The 23,107-nt window shown below is 63.5% G+C and carries 17 protein-coding genes; 9 read left to right on the plus strand and 8 right to left on the minus strand.

Annotated elements, in window-relative coordinates:
- The first annotated feature begins 3 nt into the window (after positions 1–3).
- From msrB to F8197_RS05435, 5 genes are all read left to right on the plus strand, one after another.
- A complete protein-coding gene (msrB, locus tag F8197_RS05415; protein ID WP_019921027.1) occupies positions 4–402 on the plus strand; it encodes a peptide-methionine (R)-S-oxide reductase MsrB in 399 nt (132 codons plus the stop codon).
- A 17-nt stretch (positions 403–419) separates the two neighbouring features.
- Positions 420–1,049, plus strand: coding sequence for a septation protein A (locus F8197_RS05420; RefSeq protein WP_019921026.1), 630 nt, complete (start codon positions 420–422; stop codon positions 1,047–1,049).
- Entirely contained in the window at positions 1,046–1,318 is a 273-nt protein-coding gene (locus tag F8197_RS05425; RefSeq protein WP_019921025.1) for a BolA family transcriptional regulator, read from the plus strand. Before F8197_RS05420 ends, F8197_RS05425 begins: the two co-directional genes overlap by 4 nt.
- A gap of 134 nt (positions 1,319–1,452) precedes the next feature.
- Positions 1,453–2,235, plus strand: a complete 783-nt coding sequence (locus F8197_RS05430; protein ID WP_019921024.1) for a peptidylprolyl isomerase — start codon at positions 1,453–1,455, stop codon at positions 2,233–2,235.
- 98 nt (positions 2,236–2,333) lie between these two features.
- On the plus strand, positions 2,334–3,113 hold the full coding sequence (locus tag F8197_RS05435; RefSeq protein ID WP_152880558.1) for a peptidylprolyl isomerase: 780 nt from the start codon (positions 2,334–2,336) through the stop codon (positions 3,111–3,113).
- A gap of 258 nt (positions 3,114–3,371) precedes the next feature.
- Here F8197_RS05435 and purL read toward each other — a convergent pair whose 3' ends face one another.
- Complete coding sequence (gene purL / locus F8197_RS05440; RefSeq protein ID WP_152880560.1) at positions 3,372–7,382, minus strand: phosphoribosylformylglycinamidine synthase; 4,011 nt, start codon at positions 7,380–7,382, stop codon at positions 3,372–3,374.
- Positions 7,383–7,655: 273 nt separating this feature from the next.
- On the opposite strand from purL, the gene F8197_RS05445 reads away from it, so the two are divergent.
- Positions 7,656–9,293: a response regulator gene (locus tag F8197_RS05445; RefSeq protein WP_193333339.1), complete on the plus strand. Its 1,638-nt coding sequence runs from the start codon at positions 7,656–7,658 to the stop codon at positions 9,291–9,293.
- Between the two features lie 11 nt (positions 9,294–9,304).
- Here F8197_RS05445 and F8197_RS28505 read toward each other — a convergent pair whose 3' ends face one another.
- From F8197_RS28505 to F8197_RS05465, 5 genes are all read right to left on the minus strand, one after another.
- Complete coding sequence (locus F8197_RS28505; RefSeq protein WP_157094826.1) at positions 9,305–9,454, minus strand: hypothetical protein; 150 nt, start codon at positions 9,452–9,454, stop codon at positions 9,305–9,307.
- A gap of 110 nt (positions 9,455–9,564) precedes the next feature.
- Positions 9,565–10,377, minus strand: coding sequence for a sterol desaturase family protein (locus F8197_RS05450; protein ID WP_152880564.1), 813 nt, complete (start codon positions 10,375–10,377; stop codon positions 9,565–9,567).
- Positions 10,378–10,386: 9 nt separating this feature from the next.
- Complete coding sequence (locus F8197_RS05455) at positions 10,387–11,160, minus strand: PEPxxWA-CTERM sorting domain-containing protein (RefSeq protein WP_152880566.1); 774 nt, start codon at positions 11,158–11,160, stop codon at positions 10,387–10,389.
- A gap of 165 nt (positions 11,161–11,325) precedes the next feature.
- On the minus strand, positions 11,326–13,380 hold the full coding sequence (locus F8197_RS05460) for an ATP-binding protein (RefSeq protein ID WP_152880568.1): 2,055 nt from the start codon (positions 13,378–13,380) through the stop codon (positions 11,326–11,328).
- Entirely contained in the window at positions 13,377–17,012 is a 3,636-nt protein-coding gene (locus F8197_RS05465; protein WP_152880570.1) for a hydantoinase B/oxoprolinase family protein, read from the minus strand. Before F8197_RS05465 ends, F8197_RS05460 begins: the two co-directional genes overlap by 4 nt.
- Positions 17,013–17,108: 96 nt before the next feature.
- On the opposite strand from F8197_RS05465, the gene F8197_RS05470 reads away from it, so the two are divergent.
- Positions 17,109–18,893 carry an NAD(P)H-hydrate dehydratase gene (locus F8197_RS05470; protein ID WP_152880572.1) on the plus strand — a complete coding sequence of 595 codons (1,785 nt, stop codon included), beginning with the start codon at positions 17,109–17,111 and terminating at the stop codon, positions 18,891–18,893.
- A 145-nt stretch (positions 18,894–19,038) separates the two neighbouring features.
- Here F8197_RS05470 and F8197_RS05475 read toward each other — a convergent pair whose 3' ends face one another.
- A complete protein-coding gene (locus F8197_RS05475; protein WP_152880574.1) occupies positions 19,039–20,583 on the minus strand; it encodes a hypothetical protein in 1,545 nt (514 codons plus the stop codon).
- Between the two features lie 14 nt (positions 20,584–20,597).
- Positions 20,598–21,326, minus strand: coding sequence for an ABC transporter ATP-binding protein (locus F8197_RS05480; RefSeq protein ID WP_056145050.1), 729 nt, complete (start codon positions 21,324–21,326; stop codon positions 20,598–20,600).
- Positions 21,327–21,357: 31 nt separating this feature from the next.
- On the opposite strand from F8197_RS05480, the gene F8197_RS05485 reads away from it, so the two are divergent.
- Positions 21,358–22,008 carry an arylesterase gene (locus tag F8197_RS05485; RefSeq protein ID WP_152880578.1) on the plus strand — a complete coding sequence of 217 codons (651 nt, stop codon included), beginning with the start codon at positions 21,358–21,360 and terminating at the stop codon, positions 22,006–22,008.
- The gene (mnmH, locus tag F8197_RS05490; RefSeq protein ID WP_152880580.1) at positions 22,005–23,066 is read left to right on the plus strand and encodes a tRNA 2-selenouridine(34) synthase MnmH; all 1,062 of its coding nucleotides are present in this window, start codon (positions 22,005–22,007) and stop codon (positions 23,064–23,066) included. Before F8197_RS05485 ends, mnmH begins: the two co-directional genes overlap by 4 nt.
- Positions 23,067–23,107: the final 41 nt, after the last annotated feature.

Consider the following 23,107-nt stretch of genomic DNA (forward strand, 5'->3'; position numbering starts at 1 on the left):
GCCATGACCAATAAAGTCACCAAGTCCGACGCCGAATGGCGCGCCATGCTCGATCCGATGGAATACCAGGTTACCCGCCACGCCGCCACCGAACGCGCCTTCACAGGCAAGTTCTGGGATCACCACGAACACGGTATTTATACCTGCGTCTGCTGCGACACGCCGCTGTTTCGCTCCGACACCAAGTTCGACTCCGGTTGCGGCTGGCCCAGCTACTTCGAAGCCATCGATCCGGCCAACGTGATCGAGAAAACCGACCGCACCCATGGTATGCTGCGCACCGAAATTCTGTGCGCCGTGTGCGACGCCCACCTGGGACACGTGTTCCCGGACGGCCCGCCGCCAACCGGGCTGCGTTATTGCATCAACTCGGCGTCGTTACGGTTCGATCCACAAGAGTAAATAAATACTGAGGCAACATGAAATTCCTGTTCGACTTATTCCCGGTCATCCTGTTCTTCGGCGCCTATAAACTGGCTGGCATGCATGCCGAAGCAGCCCAGGTGTTCACCAACACCTACCTGGGCAGCATCATTTCGGGTGGCAGCGTGACGCCGGACCAGGCTCCCATCGTGCTGGCCACGGTGGTCGGCATCCTGGCCACCGTGCTGCAGATCGCCTATCTGAAAGTGCGCGGGCGTAAGGTCGAAGGCGTGATGTGGTTCTCGCTGGCCATGTTCGTGTTCTTCGGCGGCCTCACCATTTACCTGCACGACGAAGCCTTCGTCAAATGGAAGCTCAGCATCGTTTACTGGTCGTTTGCCATCGGCTTGCTGGTTAGCGACCTGGTGTTCAAGAAAAACCTGATGCGCAAGTCGATGGGCGAGTTCGTCGAACTGCCCGATGCCGGCTGGAGCCGCATCAACTTGGCCTGGATCGCCTTCTTCACGGTGATGGGCGTACTGAACTGGTATGTCGCCTTCGTGCTGTTCAAGGGTAATACCGACGCCTGGGTCAACTTCAAGATGTTTGGCACCACCGCGTTGATGTTCGTCTTCATCATCGGCCAGACCGTTTACCTCTCGCGTCACATGAAAGAACAGCCATGAACGATACCCGCATCGAACGCATCCGCAGCAAGATGGAAGCGGCCCTGGCCCCGGTCGAATTGACGCTCAACGACGACTCCCATTTGCACGCCGGCCATGCCGGCGCCGCTTCCGGAGGCGGACATTACAGTGTCAGAATCGTTTCGTTACAATTTGAGGGGCAGAAACTCGTCACAAGACATCGACTCGTGTATGATTCCGTGAACGATATGATGCATAAAGAAATTCATGCATTGGCCATTACTGCATTGGCACCGTCCGAAGTATGATGTTGTGCCGGTGGGGTGGACCCAGGCTATTGGTTTCAGAAAATAATCGAACACAAAACTGAACAAAAACACAGATAGCAGATCTAACTCCCTCCTCCGGTTTTCGCTAAATCTTCCCCCTACAGGAATTAATAATGACTTTCAAGCCAGCCCGTTTGCTGATTGCACTTCTCGCCGTTGCCGCCGTACCTGCTTTCGCACAAAACGTTGCCGTTGTTAATGGCAAAGCCATCCCGAGCTCGCGTGTTGACGCCGTCGTCAAGCAAGTCGTCGCCCAAGGCCAGCAGCCGGATTCGCCACAGTTGCGCGAACTGATCAAGAAAGACCTGATCGGCCGCGAAGTAATGATGCAAGAAGCCGAGAAACAAGGCTACGGCAAAAATGCAGCGGTCAAGGAACAACTGGAAAACGCCCGTCAGCAAATCATCACCAATGCTCTGGTGATGGACTACGTCAAGAAAAACCCGGTATCGGACGCCGACGTCAAGGCCGAGTACGACAAAGCCGTTGCTGCCGCTTCGGCCGAAAAAGAGTACCACGTGCGTCACATCCTGCTGGCGACCGAAGCCGAAGCCAACGACGTGATCGCCAAGCTCAAAGGCGGCGCCAAGTTCGAAGACCTGGCCAAGCAGTCGAAAGACACCGGTTCGGCTGCCAACGGTGGCGACCTGGACTGGGCTACCCCATCGTCGTTCCCACCAGTGTTCTCGCAAGCATTCGTCAACCTGCAAAAAGGTGGCGTGACCGAGAAGCCAGTGCAAACGCCTAACGGCTGGCACGTGATCAAGGTGGACGACACCCGCGCTGTAAAACTGCCGCCGCTGGAAGAAGTCAAGGGCCAGGTACAAGAAGGCCTGATGCAGAAGAAAGTACAAGCTTACCAGGAAGAACTGGTTAAAAAAGCAAAAGTGCAGTAATGTTCTGCAAGGCGGCGCCCTAGTGGGCGCCGTTTTTCATTTCAAGTTGGTAATATGCGCATCCAAGTGCAATCTCAAGCTTTTAAAGGATTTAAATAATGATGTTGAAACCAGCCCGTCTGTTGTTAGCCATGATTGCTGTTGTTGCAGCGCCCGCCTTTGCGCAAAATCTCGCCACCGTGAATGGCAAAGCCATTCCGGCTGCCAAGGCAGACCAAATGGTCAAACAAGTTGTGGCCCAGGGCCAGCAACCTGACAGCCCGCAATTGCGCGAAATGGTCAAGAAAGAATTGATCGGCCGCGAGGTAATGCTGCAGGAAGCCAATAAACAAGGTTATGGCAATAAGGCCGACGTCAAAGCCGCCATCGATAACGCCAGCCAGAGCATTATCATCAACGCCATGCTGGCCGATTATGTGAAAAAGAATCCGGTCAAGGATGCCGATATCAAAGCCGAGTACGATAAATACAAGGCAGCCAACGGCGGCAAGGAATATCACTCGCGCCATATCCTGGTCACCACCGAACAGGAAGCCAAGGACATTATCACCAAGCTGAAAGCCGGCGGTAAATTCGAAGAGCTGGCCAAGGTGTCGAAAGACGGTTCCGCCAACAATGGCGGCGACCTGGGCTGGATGTCGCCAGGCAAGCTGGTCAAGCCGTTTGCCGATGCGATGGTGGCCCTGAAACCAGGTGCGATCACCGAAACCCCGGTCAAGACCGAGTTCGGTTACCACGTGATCAAGCTGGACGAAGCACCACGTGACGCCCAGTTCCCACCGTTTGACCAGGTCAAGCAGCAGATCTCGCAGCAAATGCAACAAGGCAAGATCGCCGCCTACCGCGACGAACTGCAAAAGAAAGCCAAGGTTCAGTAACCAGGAACCGGACAGCTTCAAGGCTGTCCTGAGCTAACCAGCGCCCGGCCTCGTGCCGGGCGTTGGCGTTTACGGACTTCCACGCTTGTACCGAACCAGTTTTTGGCACGTTCCAGCTGCTTTCCAGCTTGATTCGCACCATATGTTCGAGATAGTCCTTCCATCCGGACTGAAACACAGCCACCCGCCCCGATTCAGACAAAGAAAAACCGGGCCGCTGCTTGCGCAGGGGCCCGGTTTCAACTGAGCGGTTAAAACTTAACTGACGAACTTGCGTGCGTTACGGAACATGCGCATCCATGGCGATTCTTCGCCCCACGCCTCCGGATGCCACGACTGCTGCACCGTGCGGAATACGCGCTCGGCGTGCGGCATCATGACCGTGAAGCGGCCATCAGCGGTGGTGACCGAGGTCAGGCCCTGCGGCGAGCCATTCGGGTTATACGGATAGGCTTCGGTTGCATCACCACGGTTATCGACAAAGCGCATGGCAGCGACGGCTTCGGTGATATTCCCGGTTTGGGTAAAGTCGGCATAACCTTCACCGTGCGCAATCGCGATCGGGGTTTGGGTACCGGCCATGCCGTTGAAGAATATCGATGGGGAATCCAATACTTCCACCATCGCAAAGCGGGCTTCGAATTTCTCCGATTTATTCGTGGTGAATTTTGGCCAGGCATGGGCACCGGGAATAATCGATTTCAGATTACTCATCATCTGGCAACCATTACAAACGCCCAAGCCGAAACTGTCGCCACGCGCAAAGAAGCGCGCGAATTGTTCCGACAACGCCGTATTAAACAGGATGGTTTTAGCCCAGCCCTCGCCCGCACCCAATACGTCACCATACGAGAAACCACCGACGGCGATAATACCCTGGAAGTCGTCGAGCTTGACGCGGCCGGCAATCAGGTCGCTCATGTGGACATCGACCGCAGTAAAGCCGGCCTGGTGCATGACATAAGCGGTTTCGATATGCGAGTTGACACCCTGCTCGCGCAGGATGGCAACGCGGGGACGCACGCCGGTGGCCAGGAATGGCGCGGCGATGTTCTCGGCCAGGTCGAACGTGACCTTCGGCTGCATGCCTGGATCCTGTTCGTCGAGCAGGCGGTCGTATTCGGCGTCGGCGCAGGCCGGGTTGTCGCGCAGGCGGGCGATGCGCCAGCTGGTTTCGCTCCACAGGCGGTGCAGCGCGCTGCGTGGCTGGCTGTAGATCAGCTTGGCATCGCGGGTGAACTCGATCACGCCACGGTCGTTCGGTTTGCCGATGATGTGGCTGCAGGCGCCCAGGTTGAAGCTGCGCAGCACATCCATGACCAGCGATTTTTCGTCGGCGCGGACCTGGATCACGGCGCCCAGCTCTTCCGAGAACAGCGCGCGCAGGGTTTGCTCGTTGCGGCGTTCGGCGATCTGGCCGGCCCAGTTCTTGGCGTCGCCCTGGTCGGCGCCATGGCCTTGTTCAAGGGTCAGGATGTCGAGGTTGATCGACAGGCCGGCACGACCGGCAAACGCCATCTCGGTCAGCGTGCCGTACAGGCCGCCGTCGGAACGGTCGTGGTAGGCCAGCAGCTTGCCGTCACGATTGAGTTGCTGGATGGCGGCGAAGAAGCCTTTCAGGTCTTCCGCGCTGTCCACGTCCGGCGTGTCGTTGCCCAGCTGGTTCATGACCAGCGACAGCGCCGACGCGCCCAGGCGGTTCTTGCCACGACCGAGGTCGATCAGGATGATCGAGGTCTCGCCGGCATCGGTCCTGATCTGCGGCGTCAGCGATTTGCGCACGTCATAGACCGGTGCGAATGCCGAGACGATCAGCGATACCGGCGACAGCACGGCCTTGGCATCATCGCCCTCTTTCCAGGTGGTACGCATCGACAGCGAATCCTTGCCGACCGGGATGCTGATGCCGAGCGCCGGGCACAGTTCCATGCCCACGGCCTTGACGGTGTCGTACAGCGCGGCGTCCTGGCCCGGCTGGCCGCAAGCAGCCATCCAGTTGGCGGACAGCTTGATGTCGGAAATGTCGGCAATCGGTGCGGCAGCAATATTGGTGATCGCTTCAGCCACGGCCATGCGGCCCGAGGCGGCGGCGTCGATCACGGCCAGCGGCGTGCGCTCGCCCATGGACATCGCTTCGCCGAGGTAGCCTTCAAAGCTCATGGTGGTGACGGCGCAGTCGCCGACCGGCACCTGCCATGGTCCGACCATCTGGTCGCGCACCGACATGCCGCCCACGGTGCGGTCGCCGATGGTGATCAGGAACGATTTGTCGCCCACGGTCGGCAGCAGCAGCACGCGCTTGGCAGCCTCTTCCAGGTCGATGCCGGTCAGGTCCAGCGCCGGCAGTTCGCGCACCACGTGTTCGACGTCGCGCTGCATTTTTGGCGGTTTGCCCAGCAACACGTCCATCGGCATATCGACCGGGTTGTTGCCCAGTTCGGGATCGATCAGCTTGAGCTGGCGTTCCTCGGTAGCGGTGCCGACCACGGCAAACAGGCAGCGCTCGCGTTCGCACAGGGCCTGGAACAGCGGCAGGCTGCTTGGTGCGATGGCCAGCACATAGCGTTCCTGCGATTCGTTGGACCAGATCTCTTTTGGCGCCATGCCGCTCTCTTCCAGCGGAATCTTGCGCAGGTCGAAAATCGCGCCGCGTTTGGCGTCGTTGGTGATCTCCGGGAAAGCGTTCGACAGGCCGCCGGCGCCGACGTCGTGGATCGAGATGATCGGATTGTCCTGGCCCAGCTGCCAGCAGCCGTTGATGACCTCCTGGGCGCGGCGTTCCATTTCCGGGTTGCCGCGCTGGACCGAGTCGAAGTCCAGGTCGGCGGTATTGGTGCCGGTGGCCATCGACGAGGCAGCGGAACCGCCCATGCCGATACGCATGCCGGGACCGCCGAGTTGCACCAGCAGGCTGCCGACCGGGATGTCGTTCTTGTGCGTGTGTTGCGACGAGATATTGCCGATGCCGCCAGCAATCATGATCGGCTTGTGGTAGCCGAACACGGTGGCCGCGCCAAACTGGGCGCTGACGTTTTGCTCGTAAGTACGGAAGTAGCCGCCCAGGACCGGACGGCCGAATTCGTTGCTGAACGCGGCGCCGCCGAGCGGACCGTCGATCATGATTTGCAGTGCCGAAGCAATGCGGTCCGGCTTGCCATAGGCTTTACCGTCGGCGTCGACTTCCCACGGCTGCACGGCGCCCGGCAGCAGCAGGTTCGAGACCGTGAAGCCGGCCAGGCCAGCCTTCGGCTTGGCGCCGCGGCCGGTGGCGCCTTCGTCGCGGATCTCGCCGCCGGCGCCGGTGGAGGCGCCCGGGAATGGCGAGATGGCGGTCGGGTGGTTGTGGGTTTCCACCTTCATCAGCGTGTGGGTCAGCTCGGTGACCGGCGCATATTCCTGGCCGGCACCTTGCGGGAAGAAGCGCATCACGGTGGCGCCTTCCATGATCGACGAGTTGTCGCTGTAGGCGACCACGGTGCCCTTCGGCTGCAGCTCGTGCGTATTCTTGATCATGCCGAACAGCGATTTCGGTTGCGCCACGCCGTCGATGGTCCAGTCGGCGTTGAAGATCTTGTGGCGGCAGTGTTCGCTATTGGCTTGCGCGAACATCATCAGTTCGACGTCAGTCGGGTTGCGGCCGGCGCGGGTGAACGCCGCATCCAGGTACTCGATCTCGTCCTGCGACATCGCCAGGCCCAGGTCGGTATTGGCTTGTTCCAGCGCACCGGCGCCGGCGCCGATGACGTCCACGGTTTCCAGTGGCTTGGCGTCGAGCGTACGGAACAGGCCGGCCGCTTCGTCCGGGTGGCGCAGCACCGACTCGGTCATGCGGTCATGCAGCAGGCTTGCCACCGTCAGCACATCCTGGTCCGACAGCTTTTTCGGCGCGCCGATGCTGCTGCCGAGGATGCCGGCTTTCAGGTTGATGCGGAACGCGATGCCGCGCTCGACGCGCTTGATGTGCGCCATGCCGCAGTTGTGCACGATGTCGGTGGCCTTGGAAGCCCACGGCGAAATGGTGCCGAAACGCGGGATCACGAAGAATTCCTCGACCGCCCCGTCAGCGTTGTCGGCGTGAGCCGGTTCGCCGTAGGTCAGCAGCGCGCCGAGGCGGCTGGTGTCGTCGGCCGACAGCGGCTGGGCGGCATCGATGAAGTGGACATAGCGGGCCTGGACTGCGGCGACCTGGGGAAGCGCGGCTTGCAGTTGGTTTAACAGGCGTTGGCTGCGGAAGGCGGACAGGGCGTTGGAGCCCGGGAGTATCAACATGATGGAGGAGTAGTTGATGCAGCGTGGCTGCGGATTAAAGGTAGAAAGCGAAAATTAAACACAGGCTTGGGCTTGCAGAATTCCTTTTGCGCGCATTATACCCTTTCCCACCCTCGCCATACAGCGCCAAGATGACCCCGAAACGTGCCGCCAAGTATTCCGCAAGCAACATTTCACGCCTGCCACGCGCCGAAATGCGCCTTGTGCAACGCAAAAACGCGTGCTTTGAACGACCTTCGGTTATGCTAGAACCAATCTGAATGGATGGAAAACATGGCCGAATATAGCGAGTTGTCGGTATTGATCGTGGACCCGAATCCGGGCATGCGCGGCAGCCTGCACAATATGCTGAACCAGTGCGAGATCACCCGTATCGAATACGCGGTGGGATCGGGCACGGCCATACGCCAGCTGACCAAGAAGCAATTCGACATCGTGCTGTGCGAGTACGACCTCGGCAACGGCAACGAGAACAGCGGCCAGGACGGTCAGCAGTTGCTGGAAGACTTGCGCCATCATCGCCTGATCCCGGCGTGGACGATCTTTATCATGATCACGTCCGAGGGCGTGTACAGCCGCGTGATCGGCGCGGTGGAGCTGGCCCCGACCGATTACGTGCTCAAGCCGTTCACCGTGGACGCCCTGCTGCAACGGATCCGCCGCGCGGTGGAGCGGCGCGAAGTATTCTGGCCCGTTTACCAGCAGGTTGCGGCCGGCAATATCCGCAAGGCGATTGCCGGCTGCAAGGACGGCGAACAGACCAATGCCCGCTACGCTGCCGACTATGCGCGCTTGCGGGCCGAGCTGCTGGTGTCGATCGACGACCTGGCGGAGGCCGAGTTCGTGTACCAGGCCATCCTGCTCACCCGCCCTACCGCCTGGGCCAAGCTGGGCCTGGCGCGCTGCCAGTTTGGCCTGGGCAAGCTGGTTGAAGCCCAGCAAACCCTGACCGACCTGCTGCAACACCACACCACCTTCATGGCAGCCTACGATTTGCTGGCGCGCACCTTGCAGGCGCTGGGCCAGCAGCAGTCGGCCAAGAAGGTGCTGGAAGACGCGGTGGAAATTTCACCGCACATGGTGCGCCGCCTGCGCCACCTGGGTGAGGTGGCGTTTGCCACCGGCGACGTCGGTGCTGCCGAGCGGGCGTTCAAGCAGGTCGTCAACAAGGCCAAGTATTCCGAATTCCGCGACCCCGAGGACCACGTCAAGCTGGTCAAGACACTGGTCAAAAAAGGCGATGCCCACCAGGCCGGCGGCGTGATCCGCGACATGGAGCGCTCGCTGCGCAGCAATGCCAACACCGATACCTGCCGGGCAATTGCTGCCGGCATGGTGCAGGAAATGGCCGGCAACCTCACGGCCGCCGCCACCGAGCTGACCATGGCGGTCAACAATATCGCCAACACGCGCGGGCTGTCGAGCGGGCTCAAGCTCGACCTGATCCAGAGCTGCCTGAACGTCAAGCTCGACCAGCAAGCGTCTTCCGTGATGCTGGACCTGATGAACGACGACGCCAGCGGCGTGTCGATGGACGATGCGGTGGACGTGTTTGAAAAGGCGGGACGCCACGACCTGGCGCAAGGCATGGGCGAGCAGATCAGGATGCAGGTGGGCGAACTGCTGGCGCACGCTGCCGAAAAAAGCAAGCAAGGCGACCTGCGCGCAGCGGTGGATACCCTCAATGCCGGCCTGCGCAAGGCGCCGGCCAATATGGCGCTGCTGCCGGCCGCCGCGTCGGCCATCCTCAAGCAGCTCGACGACATGGGCTGGGAGGCGCCGCTGGCCGAACAAGCCGTGTACCTGCTCGAACGCATGCGCAAGATCGACGCGCACCACCCTGCGCTCGATGCGTTAATGGCGCAATATCATCACACCCAGCGCAAGTACGGTATCGCTACTTCGGCGTAATTGACCGATAGTTAGCGGTAAAAGATCATGGTGCCAGGCATGCTGGACCACTGATTGATCAGGCACCACGACGCGAAATACAGGCCGCAGAGAAAGAATGCCGACAGCACCGCCGTGTTGGCCGACGAGCGCCCGCGCAAGAGTTTTTTCAATCGATGCAAGGTAACCTCCAGCACAGCATAAAAGTCCGACTGTACTGCGGAGCAACGTTGTCATCAAGTCCAGCGGCGATGGTATCGCCAGCCGATACCATCGGTACCGTGTTGAAAGCTCAGCGCGCTTTGGGGGCCGGCGCCAGCGGGTCGAGCAACTGGCCGGCCAATGTCGCGGGTTGCGGCGTGTCGGTGCCGACCTCGGCCGGCCAGTGGCGCGGCAGATAATAGGTGCCGAACAAGCGGTCGAGCACCGGCAAGGTCGAGGCGTAGTTGCGGTTGATGTGGTCGTTGCGGCTGTGGTGCCAGTGATGGAAGGCCGGCGTGGAGATCAGCCATTCCAGCGGACCGAACCGCCAGCGCAGGTTGGCGTGGATGAAGAAGCCCCACAACGTCCCCACCACCAGCAGCGCGGCTGGCGCGGCGGTACCGGCCATGGTGGGACCGGCCAAACCCAGCAAGTACAGCGGCACCAGGCCGAACAGCCGCGTGATCACCATGTCCACCGGATGGGTGCGGGTATTGGCCAGGAAATTCATGTGCTCGGTGCTGTGGTGCAGCGCGTGGAAGCGCCACAGCCAAGGCAGTTCGTGGCTGAGCCGATGGCCCCAGTAAAACCCGGTTTCGCCGACGATGAACACCAGCGCCACTTTTACTGCCAGCGGCAGGCCGGCGATCGCGCCGGTCAGCGGCTCCGGCACCACCTGCCGGGCCAGCACCGCCAGCAAGGCCGTCGGCACACCGAGCAAGACAATCGGCACCATGCTGCTGATGATGTAATACGCGATATTGTGCGCATGCTCGCGGCGCGGCCGGGGCGCATGGCGCGCACCGAACCAGCGCTCCAGTGGCACGAACACCACCGTCAGCAGCACCAGCCAGGCGGCCAGGCGCACCGCGGTGGCGGCAAACCCGGCCAATGTCTCGGACATGGAAAATGCTTACGCCAGAGCGGCGCTGCCACGCTGGCGACGGCGCGCCAGGAAACCGACCAGGCCGAAACCGCCAAGCATCATGGCCCAGGTGGTTGGCTCCGGTACGGCGGTCAGGTTGACGCCATCGAGCAGCAGGAACGGCGGCGCGCCCGGCGCGGTGGTTTGCGCCAGGAACGACAGCACCTGGCTGGTGCCGGACGCCTGGAAGGTCATGGTGGCAGTCTGCCAGCCGCTGAAGCCGCCGCTGGTGATGCTCAGGCCGCTCGAGTTGGCGCTCTGGTCGCCAAACATCACGTGCCAGAAGTTATTGGTGTTGGCGCCGGTGAAACCGACTTGCTGCGCCAGCGCGTAGTCGAACGTCAGCTGGTAATAGGCATCCTGTTTCAGGCCGGTGATGGTTTGCGCCAGCGTGCCCGGGCCGTACAGTGCATCGGATGCAAAGATATTGCCACCGTTGGCCGACGCTGCGTAGCCGTTGCTGACGCCATCGACTTCGCTCCTGAGCCAGATGACCGAGTCCCAGGTCTTGGCGGTGTTGGCGTCCAGGACGAAGTTGTAGCCGCCGCCGTTGCCTTCGATACTCGTGCTGGTCCAGCCGGACAGCGTGGTGCGGTCGTCCTCGTTGGTCGGCGACGCCGACAAACGCTTGTTGTTGCCGTTGGTGGTGTCGTCAAAATTGCCGTTGGTAACCAGATTGGTCGCGGCGTGGGCCATGCCTGCGCTCATGGCGACAACGGCAGACAGGGACAGCAAAAGGGACTTGAGGCGCGTGGTGGACATGAAGCAGGCTCCAAAAAATTTAACAGGCAGTGGAAGTGGGCAACTGACGGCGATTTTTGGGCCGGCTCGAAGACAAGGCGCGATCTTACCAGAACTGGATCAAAAAAAACTAAAGTATCCTAAAAACAATTTAAATATGCAGAAAATAATACTTCAGAGAATTTATTATTGCTCGGAAGACCGGTTCAGCACGTGTCGCACCTTGCGCGCAAGCGCCTCGCGGGAATACGGTTTGCCCAGTAACTGCACACCTGCCTCCAGCCGGCCGCCGTGGACGATCGCGTTCTCCGCGTAGCCGGAGGTGTAGAGCACTGCCAGCCCAGGCGTCTTTTGCCGCGCCAGTCTGACCAGGTCGGTACTTCGCAGCGAACCTGGCATCACCACGTCCGTAAACAGCAGGTCGATGCCGATGCCGCTGTCGAGAATGCTCAAGGCTGCCGTGGCATCGGCGGCCTTGAGGACCGTGTAGCCGAGTTGCTTGAGCAACTCGACCGCCGTATCGCGCACGCCTTCGTCGTCTTCCACCACCAGCACGGTTTCGCTGCCGCCCACTACCGCGTCGGCTTCCGGCGGCGCCGTGCAGTCCTCGTGTTCGTCGAGGCAGCGCGGCAGGTAGAGCTTGACGGTGGTGCCGCTGCCTACTTCGCTGTAAATATTGATGTGGCCGCCCGATTGCTTGACGAAGCCAAATACCATCGACAGTCCCAGGCCGGTGCCCTGCCCTTCAGGCTTGGTGGAAAAGAACGGATCGAACGCCTGTTGCACAACTTCGGGCGGCATGCCGCAGCCAGTGTCGGTGACAGCGATGCGCACGTATTGTCCGGGCTGGACTTCCGCGTGGCGTTTCGCATACTGCTCATCGAGGCTGGCGTTGGCCACTTCGATGGTCAGCCTGCCGTGGCCGTTCATGGCGTCGCGGCCATTGATGCACAAGTTGAGCACGGCGTTTTCCACCTGCGCGGTATCGACCAGCGTACTCCAGATGTCGGGGGCGATGACCGTGACCACATTGACCGTCTCACCCAACGAACGGGTCAGCATCTCGTCCATGGCAGCAATCAGCGTGCCCACCTTGACCACGCGCGGCGCCAGCGCCTGGCGCCGGCCGAACGCCAGCAGGTAGCTGGCCAGCCGCGCACCACGCTGCACCCCGCCCAGTGCGCTGTCCACGTAGCGCTGGCCGCGGGCGTCGCCCGCCACCACGTGCGACAGCAAGTGCAGGTTGCCGGCGATAACCTGCAACAGGTTGTTGAAGTCGTGCGCGACGCCGCCGGTCAGATTGCCCATTGCCTCCATTTTATGAGCCTGCTGCAGCGCCGCCTCGGTGCGTTTGAGGGCTTCGGCAGCCGCCCGTTCGGCGGTGCTGTCGCGGCCGATTCCCAGCAGAAAATTGCCATTGAGTGCGTTGGTCCAGTCGATGTGCACGTACTCGCCGTTGCGGTGGCGCATCCGGACTTCGAGCCTGGGCGTGCCGCGACCATGCCGGATGGCGCGCAGGCGCCCCAGTACGAAGTCCTGTTCGAGCGGATGAACCAGCGCGGTGAATGGCGTGCCGGCCAGTTCGCCCTCGTCCCAGCCCAAGGTGCGGCTGAACGCGGGATTGATGGCTGCCACGGTGTCGCTGGCGTCGAGCAGTGTCATGGCATCGCTCGACAGTTGCCAGATGCGGTCGCGGTCCTGGGTCAGCGCCTGCAACTCGTCCTTCAGGGCTGACGAAAAGCGCGCCGTCTCGCGCATGGCATGCACCTTGGACGTGGTTTCCACCACCGTGTCGAGCACGCCCACGGTAACGCCATGTTCATCCAGCACCGGGCTGTAGCAAAAAGTAAAAAATGCCTCCTTGCTGTGACCGTCGCGGTCCACCATCAAGGGAAAGTCTTCGATGAAGGTGGAGCTGCCAAGCCAGGCGCGGTCGAGGATCGGCTTGATATCGTCCCAGACCTCGCTCCATACCCGCGCCAGCGGGCAGCCGAGCGCGTCGGGCTTCTGGCCCATCAGCAGCAGGTAGGCGTCGTTATAGATCATCAGCATGTCCGGGCCCCAGAACAGGCACGATGGAAAATCCGAGGCAAGTATCAGGTTCACACTGACGCGCAGCGAAGCTGGCCAAGAGGCAATGTCGCCCAGTCCGGTGCCGGCCCAGTCGTGGGCATACACCCGCGCCGCCATCGGGCTGGTCAGTTGCGCCGGACGGCTAGTCGTCGCCTGACCGATGATCATGGCAGCACCGTGCCATAACCGCCACCGCCCGGGGTTTCGATCACGAAAGCGTCGCCGGCCTGCATGTCGGTCTTGCCGATGTGACCCAGCTGTTCCGTGGTGCCGTCAGCGCGCACCACGGTATTGCGGCCCAGCGCACCGGGGTAGCCGCCGGCCATGCCGAACGGCGGATAAATACGGTTGTTGGACAGGATCGCTGCCGTCATCGGCTCCAGGAAGCGCACGGTGCGCACGCCGCCGTCGCCGCCGCGCCATTCACCGGCGCCGCCACTGCCGGCGCGGATGCGGTAGCTCTCCAACCGCACCGGGAAGCGGAATTCGAGGATCTCGGGATCGGTGAGGCGCGAATTGGTCATATTGGTCTGCACCACGCTCACGCCGTTGAAGCCGGGACCGGCGCCGGAGCCACCGCTGATGGTTTCGTAGTACTGGTATTGCGCGTTACCGAACGTGAAATTGTTCATCGTGCCCTGCGCTGCCGCCATCACGCCCAGCGCGCCGTACAGGGCGTTGGTAATGCAGGTGGACGTTTCCACGTTGCCCGACACCACGGATGCCGGGTAGTGCGGATTGAGCATGGAACCGGGCGGGATGATCACGCGCAGCGGTTTCAGACAGCCGGCGTTGAGCGGAATCTCGTCGTTGACCAGCGTGCGGAACACGTACAGCACCGCCGCCATGCACACGGCCGACGGCGCATTGAAATTATTGTCGAGCTGCGGCGACGTGCCGGTAAAGTCGATCTCGGCGCTGCGGGTGTCGTGATCGACCATCACGCTCACTTCGATCTGGGCGCCGTTGTCGAGCTGCAGCCGGTAGCTGCCATCGCGCAGCGCGCTGATCACGCGCCGCACAGCTTCTTCGGCGTTGTCCTGCACGTGGCCCATGTAGGCACGTACAACGTCGAGGCCGAAGTGGGCGACCATCTTGTGCAATTCTTCCACGCCCTTCTGGTTGGCGGCTACTTGCGCACGCAAGTCGGCCAGGTTCTGGTCGGGGTTACGCGCCGGGTAGCGGGCGCCGGCCAGCAACGCCCGGGTTTCCGCTTCGCGCAGGCGGCCGCCTTCGGCGCCCGCACTTGCCCCATCGACCAATTTGAAATTGCTGATCAACACACCCTCTTCCTCGATCACGCGGGAATCGGGCGGCATCGAGCCGGGGGTGGTGCCGCCGATATCGGCGTGGTGGCCGCGTGAGCCCACATAGAACAGGATCTCGGCGCCGGCCTCGTCGAACACGGGCGAGATGACCGTAACGTCGGGCAGGTGGGTGCCGCCGTTGTACGGATCGTTGAGCATGAAGACGTCGCCGGCCTGCATGCGGCCGGCATTTTCGCGCATCACGGTCTTGATGCTCTCGCCCATGGAACCGAGGTGCACCGGCATGTGCGGGGCGTTGGCGATCAGATTGCCGTCGGCGTCGAAAATCGCGCAGCTGAAGTCCAGCCGCTCCTTGATGTTGACCGAATACGCCGTGTTTTGCAGCCGCAGCCCCATCTGCTCGGCGATGGACATGAACAGGTTGTTGAAGATCTCGAGCATGACCGGGTCGGCGCTGGTGCCGATCGCCCGGCGCGCCGGCAGCGCGGCCACGCGGCGCAATACCAGGTGGCCGCGCGGCGTGGCCTCGGCGCGCCAGCCCGCTTCCACGATGGTGGTGGCATTGGCCTCGGCAATGATGGCCGGGCCGTCGATCAAGGCGCCCGCGTGAATATCCGCGCGCTGGTACAAGCCGGTTTGCAGCCACTGGCCGCTCGCGTACATCGGCACCACGGCGCCGGGCGCCGGTGCGGTGGCCGCATCAGTCATTGCATCGACGGGCGCGGCTTCGGTAGGCGCATCGGATGCGCCCACCGCCTCCACCGACACCGCCTCCACGATCAGCGCCCTGCCCTGCATCAGGAACGAGTAGCGCTTGCGGTACGCGGCTTCGAACTGTGCGCGCATGGCCGCGATGCCGTCGGCCTGGTCGAACAGCACGATCAGCGCGGTGTCGGTGCCCTCGTAGCGCAGGTGCACGCGTTCGATCAGGGTGATGCGCTCGTGCTCCACGCCCTGGTGCAGCAGGTCGGCGCTGGCTTGCCGGCCCAGCGCGTGCAGCCGCGCTTCGAGGTCGGGCAACGCGTCTTCGTCGAGGCGCGCTTCCACCGCTGCTTCGCGCATGCTGGACTGGTCGGCCAGGCCCATGCCGTACGCCGACATCACGCCGGCCAGCGTGTGCACGAACACGGTTTTCATGCCCAGCGCATCGGCCACCAGGCACGCATGCTGGCCGCCGGCGCCGCCGAAGCTGGTGAGCGCGTAGTCGGTCACGTCGTGGCCGCGCTGCACCGAGATCTGCTTGATGGCGTTGGCCATATTGCCGACCGCGATGTCGAGGAATCCTTCGGCGACCTGTTCGGGCGTGGTGGGGTTGCCGGTGGCGGCGGCAATCCGCGCCGCCAGTTCCACGAAGCGCACCCGCACGGCCTGGGCGTCAAGCGGCTGGCGGCCGTCGGCGCCAAACAGGTGCGGAAAATGCTCGGGCTGGATCTTGCCCAGCATGACGTTACAGTCGGTGACCGCCAGCGGGCCGCCGCGCCGGTAGCTGGCCGGTCCCGGATTGGCGCCGGCGCTGTCGGGACCGACGCGGTAGCGGCTGCCGTCGAAGTGCAGCACCGAACCGCCGCCGGCCGCCACGGTGTGGATGCTCATCATCGGCGCGCGCATGCGCACCCCGGCCACCTGGGTTTCGAACACGCGTTCGAACTCGCCCGAGAAATGCGAGACGTCGGTGGACGTGCCGCCCATGTCGAAGCCGATCACCTTGTCGAAACCGGCCAGCTGGCTGGCGCGCACCATGCCGACAATGCCGCCGGCCGGACCACTGAGGATGCTGTCCTTGCCCTGGAATGCCCTGGCATCGGTCAGCCCGCCGGACGACTGCATGAACTGCAAATTCACGCCCGGCAGCTCGCGCGCCACCAGGTCCACGTAGCGGCGCAGGATCGGCGACAAATAAGCATCGACCACGGTGGTGTCGCCGCGCGCGACCAGTTTCATCAAGGGACTGGCCTGGTGCGAAACCGACACCTGGGTGTAGCCGATGGCACGCGCGGCCTCGGCCACGCGATTTTCGTGGGCGTGATACCGGTAGCCGTGCATGAAGACGATGGCCAGCGAACGCAAGCCCTTGTCGTAGGCCGCTTGCAGCGCCACGCGGGCGGCGGCCAGGTCGAGCGGCACGACCGTCTCGCCGTGGGCGCCCATGCGCTCGTCGATTTCGATGACGTCCGTGTACAGCAGTTCGGGCAGCACGATATGGCGGTCGAACAGGCGTGGCCTATTCTGGTAGGCGATGCGCAGCGCATCGCCGAAACCGCGCGTAATCGCCAGCACGGTCGGCTCGCCCTTGCGCTCGAGCAGCGCATTGGTGGCCACCGTGGTGCCCATCTTGACGGCGGCAATACGCTCGACCGGAATCGCCTCGTGCGGCGCCACGCCCATCAGTTGCCGGATACCGGCAATGGCGGCGTCGGCATAGTGTTCGGGATTTTCGGAAAGCAGCTTCAGCGTGCGCAGTTGGCCATCGGGCGCCAGCGCCACGATGTCGGTAAAAGTGCCGCCCCGGTCGATCCAGAATTGCCAGTCCATGCATGCCTCGTCACTGTCGGTAAAGCGGTTATTGTAGTGCGTGATGCGGCGCTCGCCTAACACGGCACGCGCAATCACCGATGTTAAGATGACAGCATGAGCCCACTTTATTGCACCACCGAAATCCGCGCCATCGAACATGCCGCCACTGCCGTCTTGCCCGAGGGCGAATTGATGCGGCGGGCCGGGCTGGCTGCGGCGTCCGCTGCGCTCAGGCTGCTGCCAGGTGCAGCTTCTGCCGCAGCTTTGGCGGGTTCGGCGCCGGTCGCGGCCCCGGTATCGGCACTGGATCCGGGTCCGGGCCTGGTTGTGAGCGAGGTTCCGGTTGCGGGCGCGACTCCGGGCTCGGTTCCGGCTATTGCTCCTGCACCGGGGCCGGTACTGGTGTTGGCCGGTCCCGGCAACAACGGTGGCGACGCGCTGGAAGCAGCCGCACACCTGGCCGATGCGGGGCTTGCGGTGACGGTGCTGCACAGTGCACCAGCGGGCACCCAGTCGCCGGAACGCGCGGCCGCCTGGCAGCGGGCCGCAAGCAGCGGTGCGCATATCATCGATATGTCGTCGCCTGCGGCGCAAGCCACCGGCGGCAGGCAACAGCGGCAAAGCAGTGACGCGCCGCTTACCGCCACCTGGTCAGCCGAGGCGCAGCCATTAACCGAGAGCCAAAAGGCGACCAGCAGCGACAAGAACACCATCGAAGAACTTGCGGCAACCGCCCTGCCCTCGGCCCACTGGCAACTGGTCATCGACGGCCTGTTCGGCATCGGCCTGGCCCGGCCTCTCACCGGAACGCTGCGCGCACTGGTGGCAGCGGTCAACCAGCTGAACTGCCCGGTGCTGGCGCTGGACGTGCCGAGCGGCCTCGATGCGGACACCGGCGCCATCGTCGGCCCGGACGGCATCGCGCTGCGCGCCAGCCACACCATCACTTTTATCGGTGACAAGCCGGGCCTGCACACCAACGAGGGCCGCGATCACGCCGGGCTGGTCGAGGTGGCTAACCTCGATATCGCGCCGTCGCTGTTCCCGCCCGCCCGCCTTCACCTGAACGGGCCGGACCTGTTCGCCGGCCACTTGCACGCACGGCGCCACAGCGGCCACAAGGGCACTTACGGCAGCGTGGCGGTGATCGGCGGCGGCGCCGGCATGCGCGGCGCGCCTATCCTGTCCGCGCGCACGGCCCTGCACGCCGGCGCCGGCCGCGTGTACGTATTGTTTCCTGACAATCCGCTGCCAGCCGACAGCGGCCAGCCCGAGCTGATGTGCCGCCTGGCCGAAGGCTACGACTTCGAACAAGCCACGCTGGCGATCGGCCCCGGCCTGGGCGACTCGGCTACAGCAGCGCAGTTGCTGGCGCGCGCCATCGCCAGCAATAGCGCACTGCTGATCGACGCCGACGCCCTCAACCTGCTGGCCCGCGACCCGGCCTTGCAACAGGCCCTCGCCCACCGGAAAAGCACCGCCGTGCTCACGCCGCATCCGCTGGAAGCAGCGCGGCTGCTGGGCACCAAAGTAGCCGACGTGCAGGCCGACCGCGTGGCGGCAGCGCGCACGCTGGCCGCGCGCCTGCAAGCGGTGGTGGTCTTGAAAGGTTCGGGCACGGTGATCGCCGCACCGGACGGTGAATCGGTGATCAACCCCACCGGCAACCCGGCGCTGGCCACGGCCGGTACCGGCGACGTGTTATCGGGACTGTGCGGCGCCCTGCTGGCGCAAGGCTGTCCGCCTTGGCCGGCGGCGCTGGCGGCCGTTTGGCTGCATGGCGCGGCAGCAGACGAACTGGTCGCTGCCGGCATCGGCCCGATCGGCATGACGGCCGGCGAGCTGATACCGGCCATTCGCGCCGCGCTGAACTGGCTGGCGCGGCGGAAAGCAGATTAAGTCACTGCGGATAATTTCTGGTGAATTCCCGTTTGCAGCACCGGCGCTCTGCGTCGTTGGTCACCGCTGGCAACGTTCGCTGTGCGCCCCCGGTAAGCGCCTTGCAGCGCATCCGGGGCTGCTCGCCATAGATCCTGGTACTTGCTTACCTCCGCACCAGGTCCGCTTCAATCGCCTTGAGGAAAGCCCGTTGCGACCATTCGAGGTCATTGACTACAATGGCCGGCGTATAGAACGTGGCGGCGCTGCGCGGTCGGTTGACCACCACCTTGGACGGCACCACCACCGACGCCAGGCCTGACTTGAGCGGTTCGAGCCGGATGTCGGTGTACGACGAGTCGGCCGCGCTGGGCGCGCCGATCAGTTTCGTGTTCGGGAACAGCGAGAACACGTCGAGCGCTTCGAGGCAGGCGCCGGTGCATTGGCCCGGCACCACCACGTACACGGGCTTGGTGAACGGGGCCGGATCGCCGGGCAGGTTCTCGGCGCGGTCGCTGTCGCTGACCGGGTCGCGGCGGGCCGGATCGGGATAAAATTTTTCATCGCGGGACTGCGCGGCCAGCATGCCTTGAGCGACCACGGCCGGATCGTAGCCAAGCTGGCGGCGCTGCTGTTCCGACAGGTCTGCTGCTTCGAACGACGTGTGGGCGATGTTGGCGAACGACGCGCGCCACAGCACCGCCTGGCGCGCCTGCGCCACCTTGAGGCGGCGGTTGACGCGGGCTTCACCCCACAGCGCACGCGCCAGGTTCAGGCCCCAGACGGCATCGCCGCCCTGGTTGCCGCGCAGGTCGATCACCACGGCGTTGGCGTCCAGGTAGCGCTGGCGGTTGGCCTGTACTTCGGCCAGCATGGCGCCGTAGGCTGCGCGCTCGGTGTCGTTGGGCTGGAACGTCGGCAGCGCGAACCAGTGCAGGCCGTAGCGCGGCGTGCTCACGCCGATCGGCTGGGTCACACCGTTAAAACTGTCGTCGCGCAGGCGTTGGGCCGCTTCGTCCATCGCGCGCCAGCTGAGCGTGAGGCGCGATTCGCGGCCTTCGTCGATGAAGATGCACTGGACCGGCAAGGTAATAAAGGGGTTACCCTGGTCGATGAAGACGTCGGGCGCGAACGTCCACCACGGGCCGGTGCCGCCGCTGCGCTGGCCGAAGCCGAACACATTGGTCTCCACCAGTTGCGCGATCGGCTTGCCGTCGCAGTCGGCGATGCGCGCGCCCACGGCCGGGCCGCCGGGCGTGGTGGCGGCCACGAACATATTGTCGCCGCGCCAGGCGGTGATGAAGCCGGGCCAGCGCGGCGGCGCCGGCGGCATGTCCTTCAGTACCACGCCGGCACGGCCATCGCCAAGCAAGGCGTTGAAGTGCTGCAGCGCGGCCGCGTAGCCGGCGCCGTCGCGCACCCTGGAAGCCAGCGCCTGGCCGCCTTCGCGCGCTTTTTCAAGATTACGGGCAAAATCGGGGTTGGCCGGATCGACCGTGCCCGGGTGGTCGTCGAGCGTGATCAGGTAGGCAGCTTCGACATCGGCGACTGCGGCCTGGCGCCACTGCTCGGCGGACATGGTGGGAGCCGGTGCCGGCATCGGCGCCGGCCGCTGGACCGGAGCCTGGGCATAAGCGGCGGCCACGGCAAAGGCCAGCAGGGAACCGGCGCCGAATCGGCGCGCGGATTTTTTAAAAGATGCGATCGACATGCTTGCTCTCCTGATCACACCAGCCGCCCGGCGGCAATCGTGATCGTGCGGCCGCAGCGCGCAGCCATCGATTGGTCGTGCGTGACCAGTACCAGGGTGGAGCCATGCTGGCGGTTCAATTCGAACATCAGCTGGATCACTGCTTCGCCGGTGGCCGCATCGAGGCTGCCGGTCGGTTCGTCGGCAAACAGCAACGGCGGTTCGCTGACGAACGCGCGCGCCAGGGCCACGCGCTGCTGCTCGCCGCCCGACAGATATTTGGGATAATGCTTGAGGCGCGACGACAGGCCCACCCGGCCCAGCATCGCTTCGGCCTTGTCGCGCGCGCCTGCCACGCCGGCCAGTTCCAGCGGCAGCATGACGTTTTCCAGCGCGGTCAGGTGCGCCAGCAACTGGAACGACTGGAACACAAAGCCCAGCTTTTCCTTGCGCAGCGCGGCGCGGCCGTCTTCATCGAGCGCATAAATATCGACGCCGTCCAGGATCACCTTGCCGGCGCTGGGCGTGTCCAGCCCGGCCAGCAGGCCCAGCAAGGTGGACTTGCCGGAACCGGACGCGCCCACGATGGCAAGCGTCTCCGCCCGTTGCACGGTAAAATCGACCTCATGCAGGATCGTCAGTTCGCCGCTGGCGTCGGCCACGCGCTTGGCGAGGCCGCTGACGACGATGGCGGCCGAGGCGTGGTTCGCCGCAGCACTGGCGGCGGTCACATCGGCTGCATTGAATCCGGGACCATCCGGCACGAAATTGGAAGACGCTTTAGGGAAATCAGGCATGCGCAATATGGAAATGAAGTTAGCAAAGAAACTGAGTGTACACGTAGCGGCGGCCTGGCTCATGGTGGCGGCAGCGGCGAGCGCTCATTCTGCACCAAAAACCGTCCTCGTGCTCGGCGACAGCCTCTCTGCGGAGTACGGCCTGGCCCGGGGCACGGGCTGGGTGGCGCTGGCAGAAAAGAAAGTGAAGGACCAGAAACTCGATGCCGAAATCGTCAACGCCAGCGTCAGCGGCGAGACCACCAGCGGCGGCCGTAGCCGCCTGCCGGCCCTGCTGACCAAGCACAAGCCGGCGCTGGTGGTGATCGAACTGGGGGCCAACGACGGCCTGCGCGGCCTGCCGGTGGCCGCCGCCCAGGCCAATCTCAAGGCCATGGCGGATACAGCCGGCAAGTCCGGCGCCAAGGTGATGCTGGTCGGCATGCGCATCCCGCCCAACTATGGCCGCGATTACTCCGAGAAATTCTACGCCATGTACGGTACCCTGAGCCGCGAGCTGAAAGCGCCGCTGGTGCCGTTCATGCTCGATGGCGTGGCCGAGAAAACCCAACTGTTCCAGCCCGACCGCCTGCATCCGCTGGCCGAGGCCCACCCTACCATCCTCAACAACATCTGGCCCGTGCTGGAAAAATCGATCAAGGCAAAATGAAATATCCGGAAGTGCTTGGCATCGCCGAGGTCCTGCCCCAACTCGCCAGCTTCGACGCCATCATCGACGCCCGCAGCCCGTGCGAATACGCGCAGGACCACCTGCCCGGCGCCATCAACGCACCGGTACTCGACGACGAGCAGCGGATACGCGTGGGTACCATGTACAAGCAGGTGGGCTCGTTCGAGGCCAAGAAGCTGGGCGGTGCGCTGGTGGCAAAAAACATCGCCAACCATATCGAGCAGCTGTGGCTTGAACAACCGCGCGAGTGGCGCCCGCTCGTGTATTGCTGGCGCGGCGGCAACCGCAGCGGCGCCATGGCCCACATCCTGTCCAAGATCGGCTGGCCCGTGGTACAGCTTGACGGCGGCTACAAGGCGTTTCGCGCCGAGGTCAACGCTGCGCTGGAATTGGCGCCACAACTGCGCTTCAAGGTAATTTGCGGCACCACCGGCAGCGGCAAGAGCCGTTTGCTGGAAGTGCTGGCCGCGCAAGGCGCGCAAGTGCTGGACCTGGAACAACTGGCCGCGCACCGGGGCTCGGTACTAGGCCACCTGCCCAGCCAGACGCAACCGAGCCAGAAAGCGTTCGAGACGCGCATCTGGAATTGCCTGCGCCGGTGCGACCCGGCCTTGCCGGTGTTCGTGGAATCGGAAAGCAAAAAAGTCGGCAACCTGCGCGTGCCGGCCGCGCTGATGGACACCATGCGCGGCGCCGACTGCATCGCGCTCAACCTCAGCCGCGCCGACCGCGTGCGGTTGTTGATGGAAGACTACGCGCATTTCCTGGTCAGCCCGGCCACCCTGAATGCGCAACTCGAACATTTGACCGCCTTGCATGGCAAGGAAAAGATCCGCCGCTGGCAATCGATGGCAGACAGCGGCGCCATGCCGCAGCTGGTAGACGAATTACTGGCCGAGCATTACGATCCTGCCTATTTGCGTTCGATCGACCGCAATTTCGTGCGGTATGGCGATGCTGTGCCGCTGGCGCTTAGCGATATCGGCGCCGCCGATTTCCTGTCCGGCGCGCGCTGGCTGATCGAAAACGTCAATTGAAATTTTTGGAACTGCAATAAAAAAGGGCCGCGTGATGAACG

This window comes from Duganella sp. FT27W (assembly GCF_009295655.1).
Classification (GTDB): domain Bacteria; phylum Pseudomonadota; class Gammaproteobacteria; order Burkholderiales; family Burkholderiaceae_D; genus Rugamonas; species Rugamonas zoogloeoides.

Coding starts and splice junctions, on each gene's coding strand:
- F8197_RS05460 (WP_152880568.1), bottom strand. CDS start 13,380: ATGATCATCGGTCAGGCGACGACTAGCCGTCCGGCGCAACTGACCAGC.
- F8197_RS05470 (WP_152880572.1), top strand. CDS start 17,109: ATGAGCCCACTTTATTGCACCACCGAAATCCGCGCCATCGAACATGCC.
- F8197_RS05420 (WP_019921026.1), top strand. CDS start 420: ATGAAATTCCTGTTCGACTTATTCCCGGTCATCCTGTTCTTCGGCGCC.
- purL (WP_152880560.1), bottom strand. CDS start 7,382: ATGTTGATACTCCCGGGCTCCAACGCCCTGTCCGCCTTCCGCAGCCAA.
- F8197_RS05455 (WP_152880566.1), bottom strand. CDS start 11,160: ATGTCCACCACGCGCCTCAAGTCCCTTTTGCTGTCCCTGTCTGCCGTT.
- F8197_RS05450 (WP_152880564.1), bottom strand. CDS start 10,377: ATGTCCGAGACATTGGCCGGGTTTGCCGCCACCGCGGTGCGCCTGGCC.
- F8197_RS05425 (WP_019921025.1), top strand. CDS start 1,046: ATGAACGATACCCGCATCGAACGCATCCGCAGCAAGATGGAAGCGGCC.
- F8197_RS05465 (WP_152880570.1), bottom strand. CDS start 17,012: ATGGACTGGCAATTCTGGATCGACCGGGGCGGCACTTTTACCGACATC.
- F8197_RS05485 (WP_152880578.1), top strand. CDS start 21,358: ATGCGCAATATGGAAATGAAGTTAGCAAAGAAACTGAGTGTACACGTA.
- F8197_RS05435 (WP_152880558.1), top strand. CDS start 2,334: ATGATGTTGAAACCAGCCCGTCTGTTGTTAGCCATGATTGCTGTTGTT.
- msrB (WP_019921027.1), top strand. CDS start 4: ATGACCAATAAAGTCACCAAGTCCGACGCCGAATGGCGCGCCATGCTC.
- F8197_RS05430 (WP_019921024.1), top strand. CDS start 1,453: ATGACTTTCAAGCCAGCCCGTTTGCTGATTGCACTTCTCGCCGTTGCC.
- F8197_RS05475 (WP_152880574.1), bottom strand. CDS start 20,583: ATGTCGATCGCATCTTTTAAAAAATCCGCGCGCCGATTCGGCGCCGGT.
- mnmH (WP_152880580.1), top strand. CDS start 22,005: ATGAAATATCCGGAAGTGCTTGGCATCGCCGAGGTCCTGCCCCAACTC.
- F8197_RS05445 (WP_193333339.1), top strand. CDS start 7,656: ATGGCCGAATATAGCGAGTTGTCGGTATTGATCGTGGACCCGAATCCG.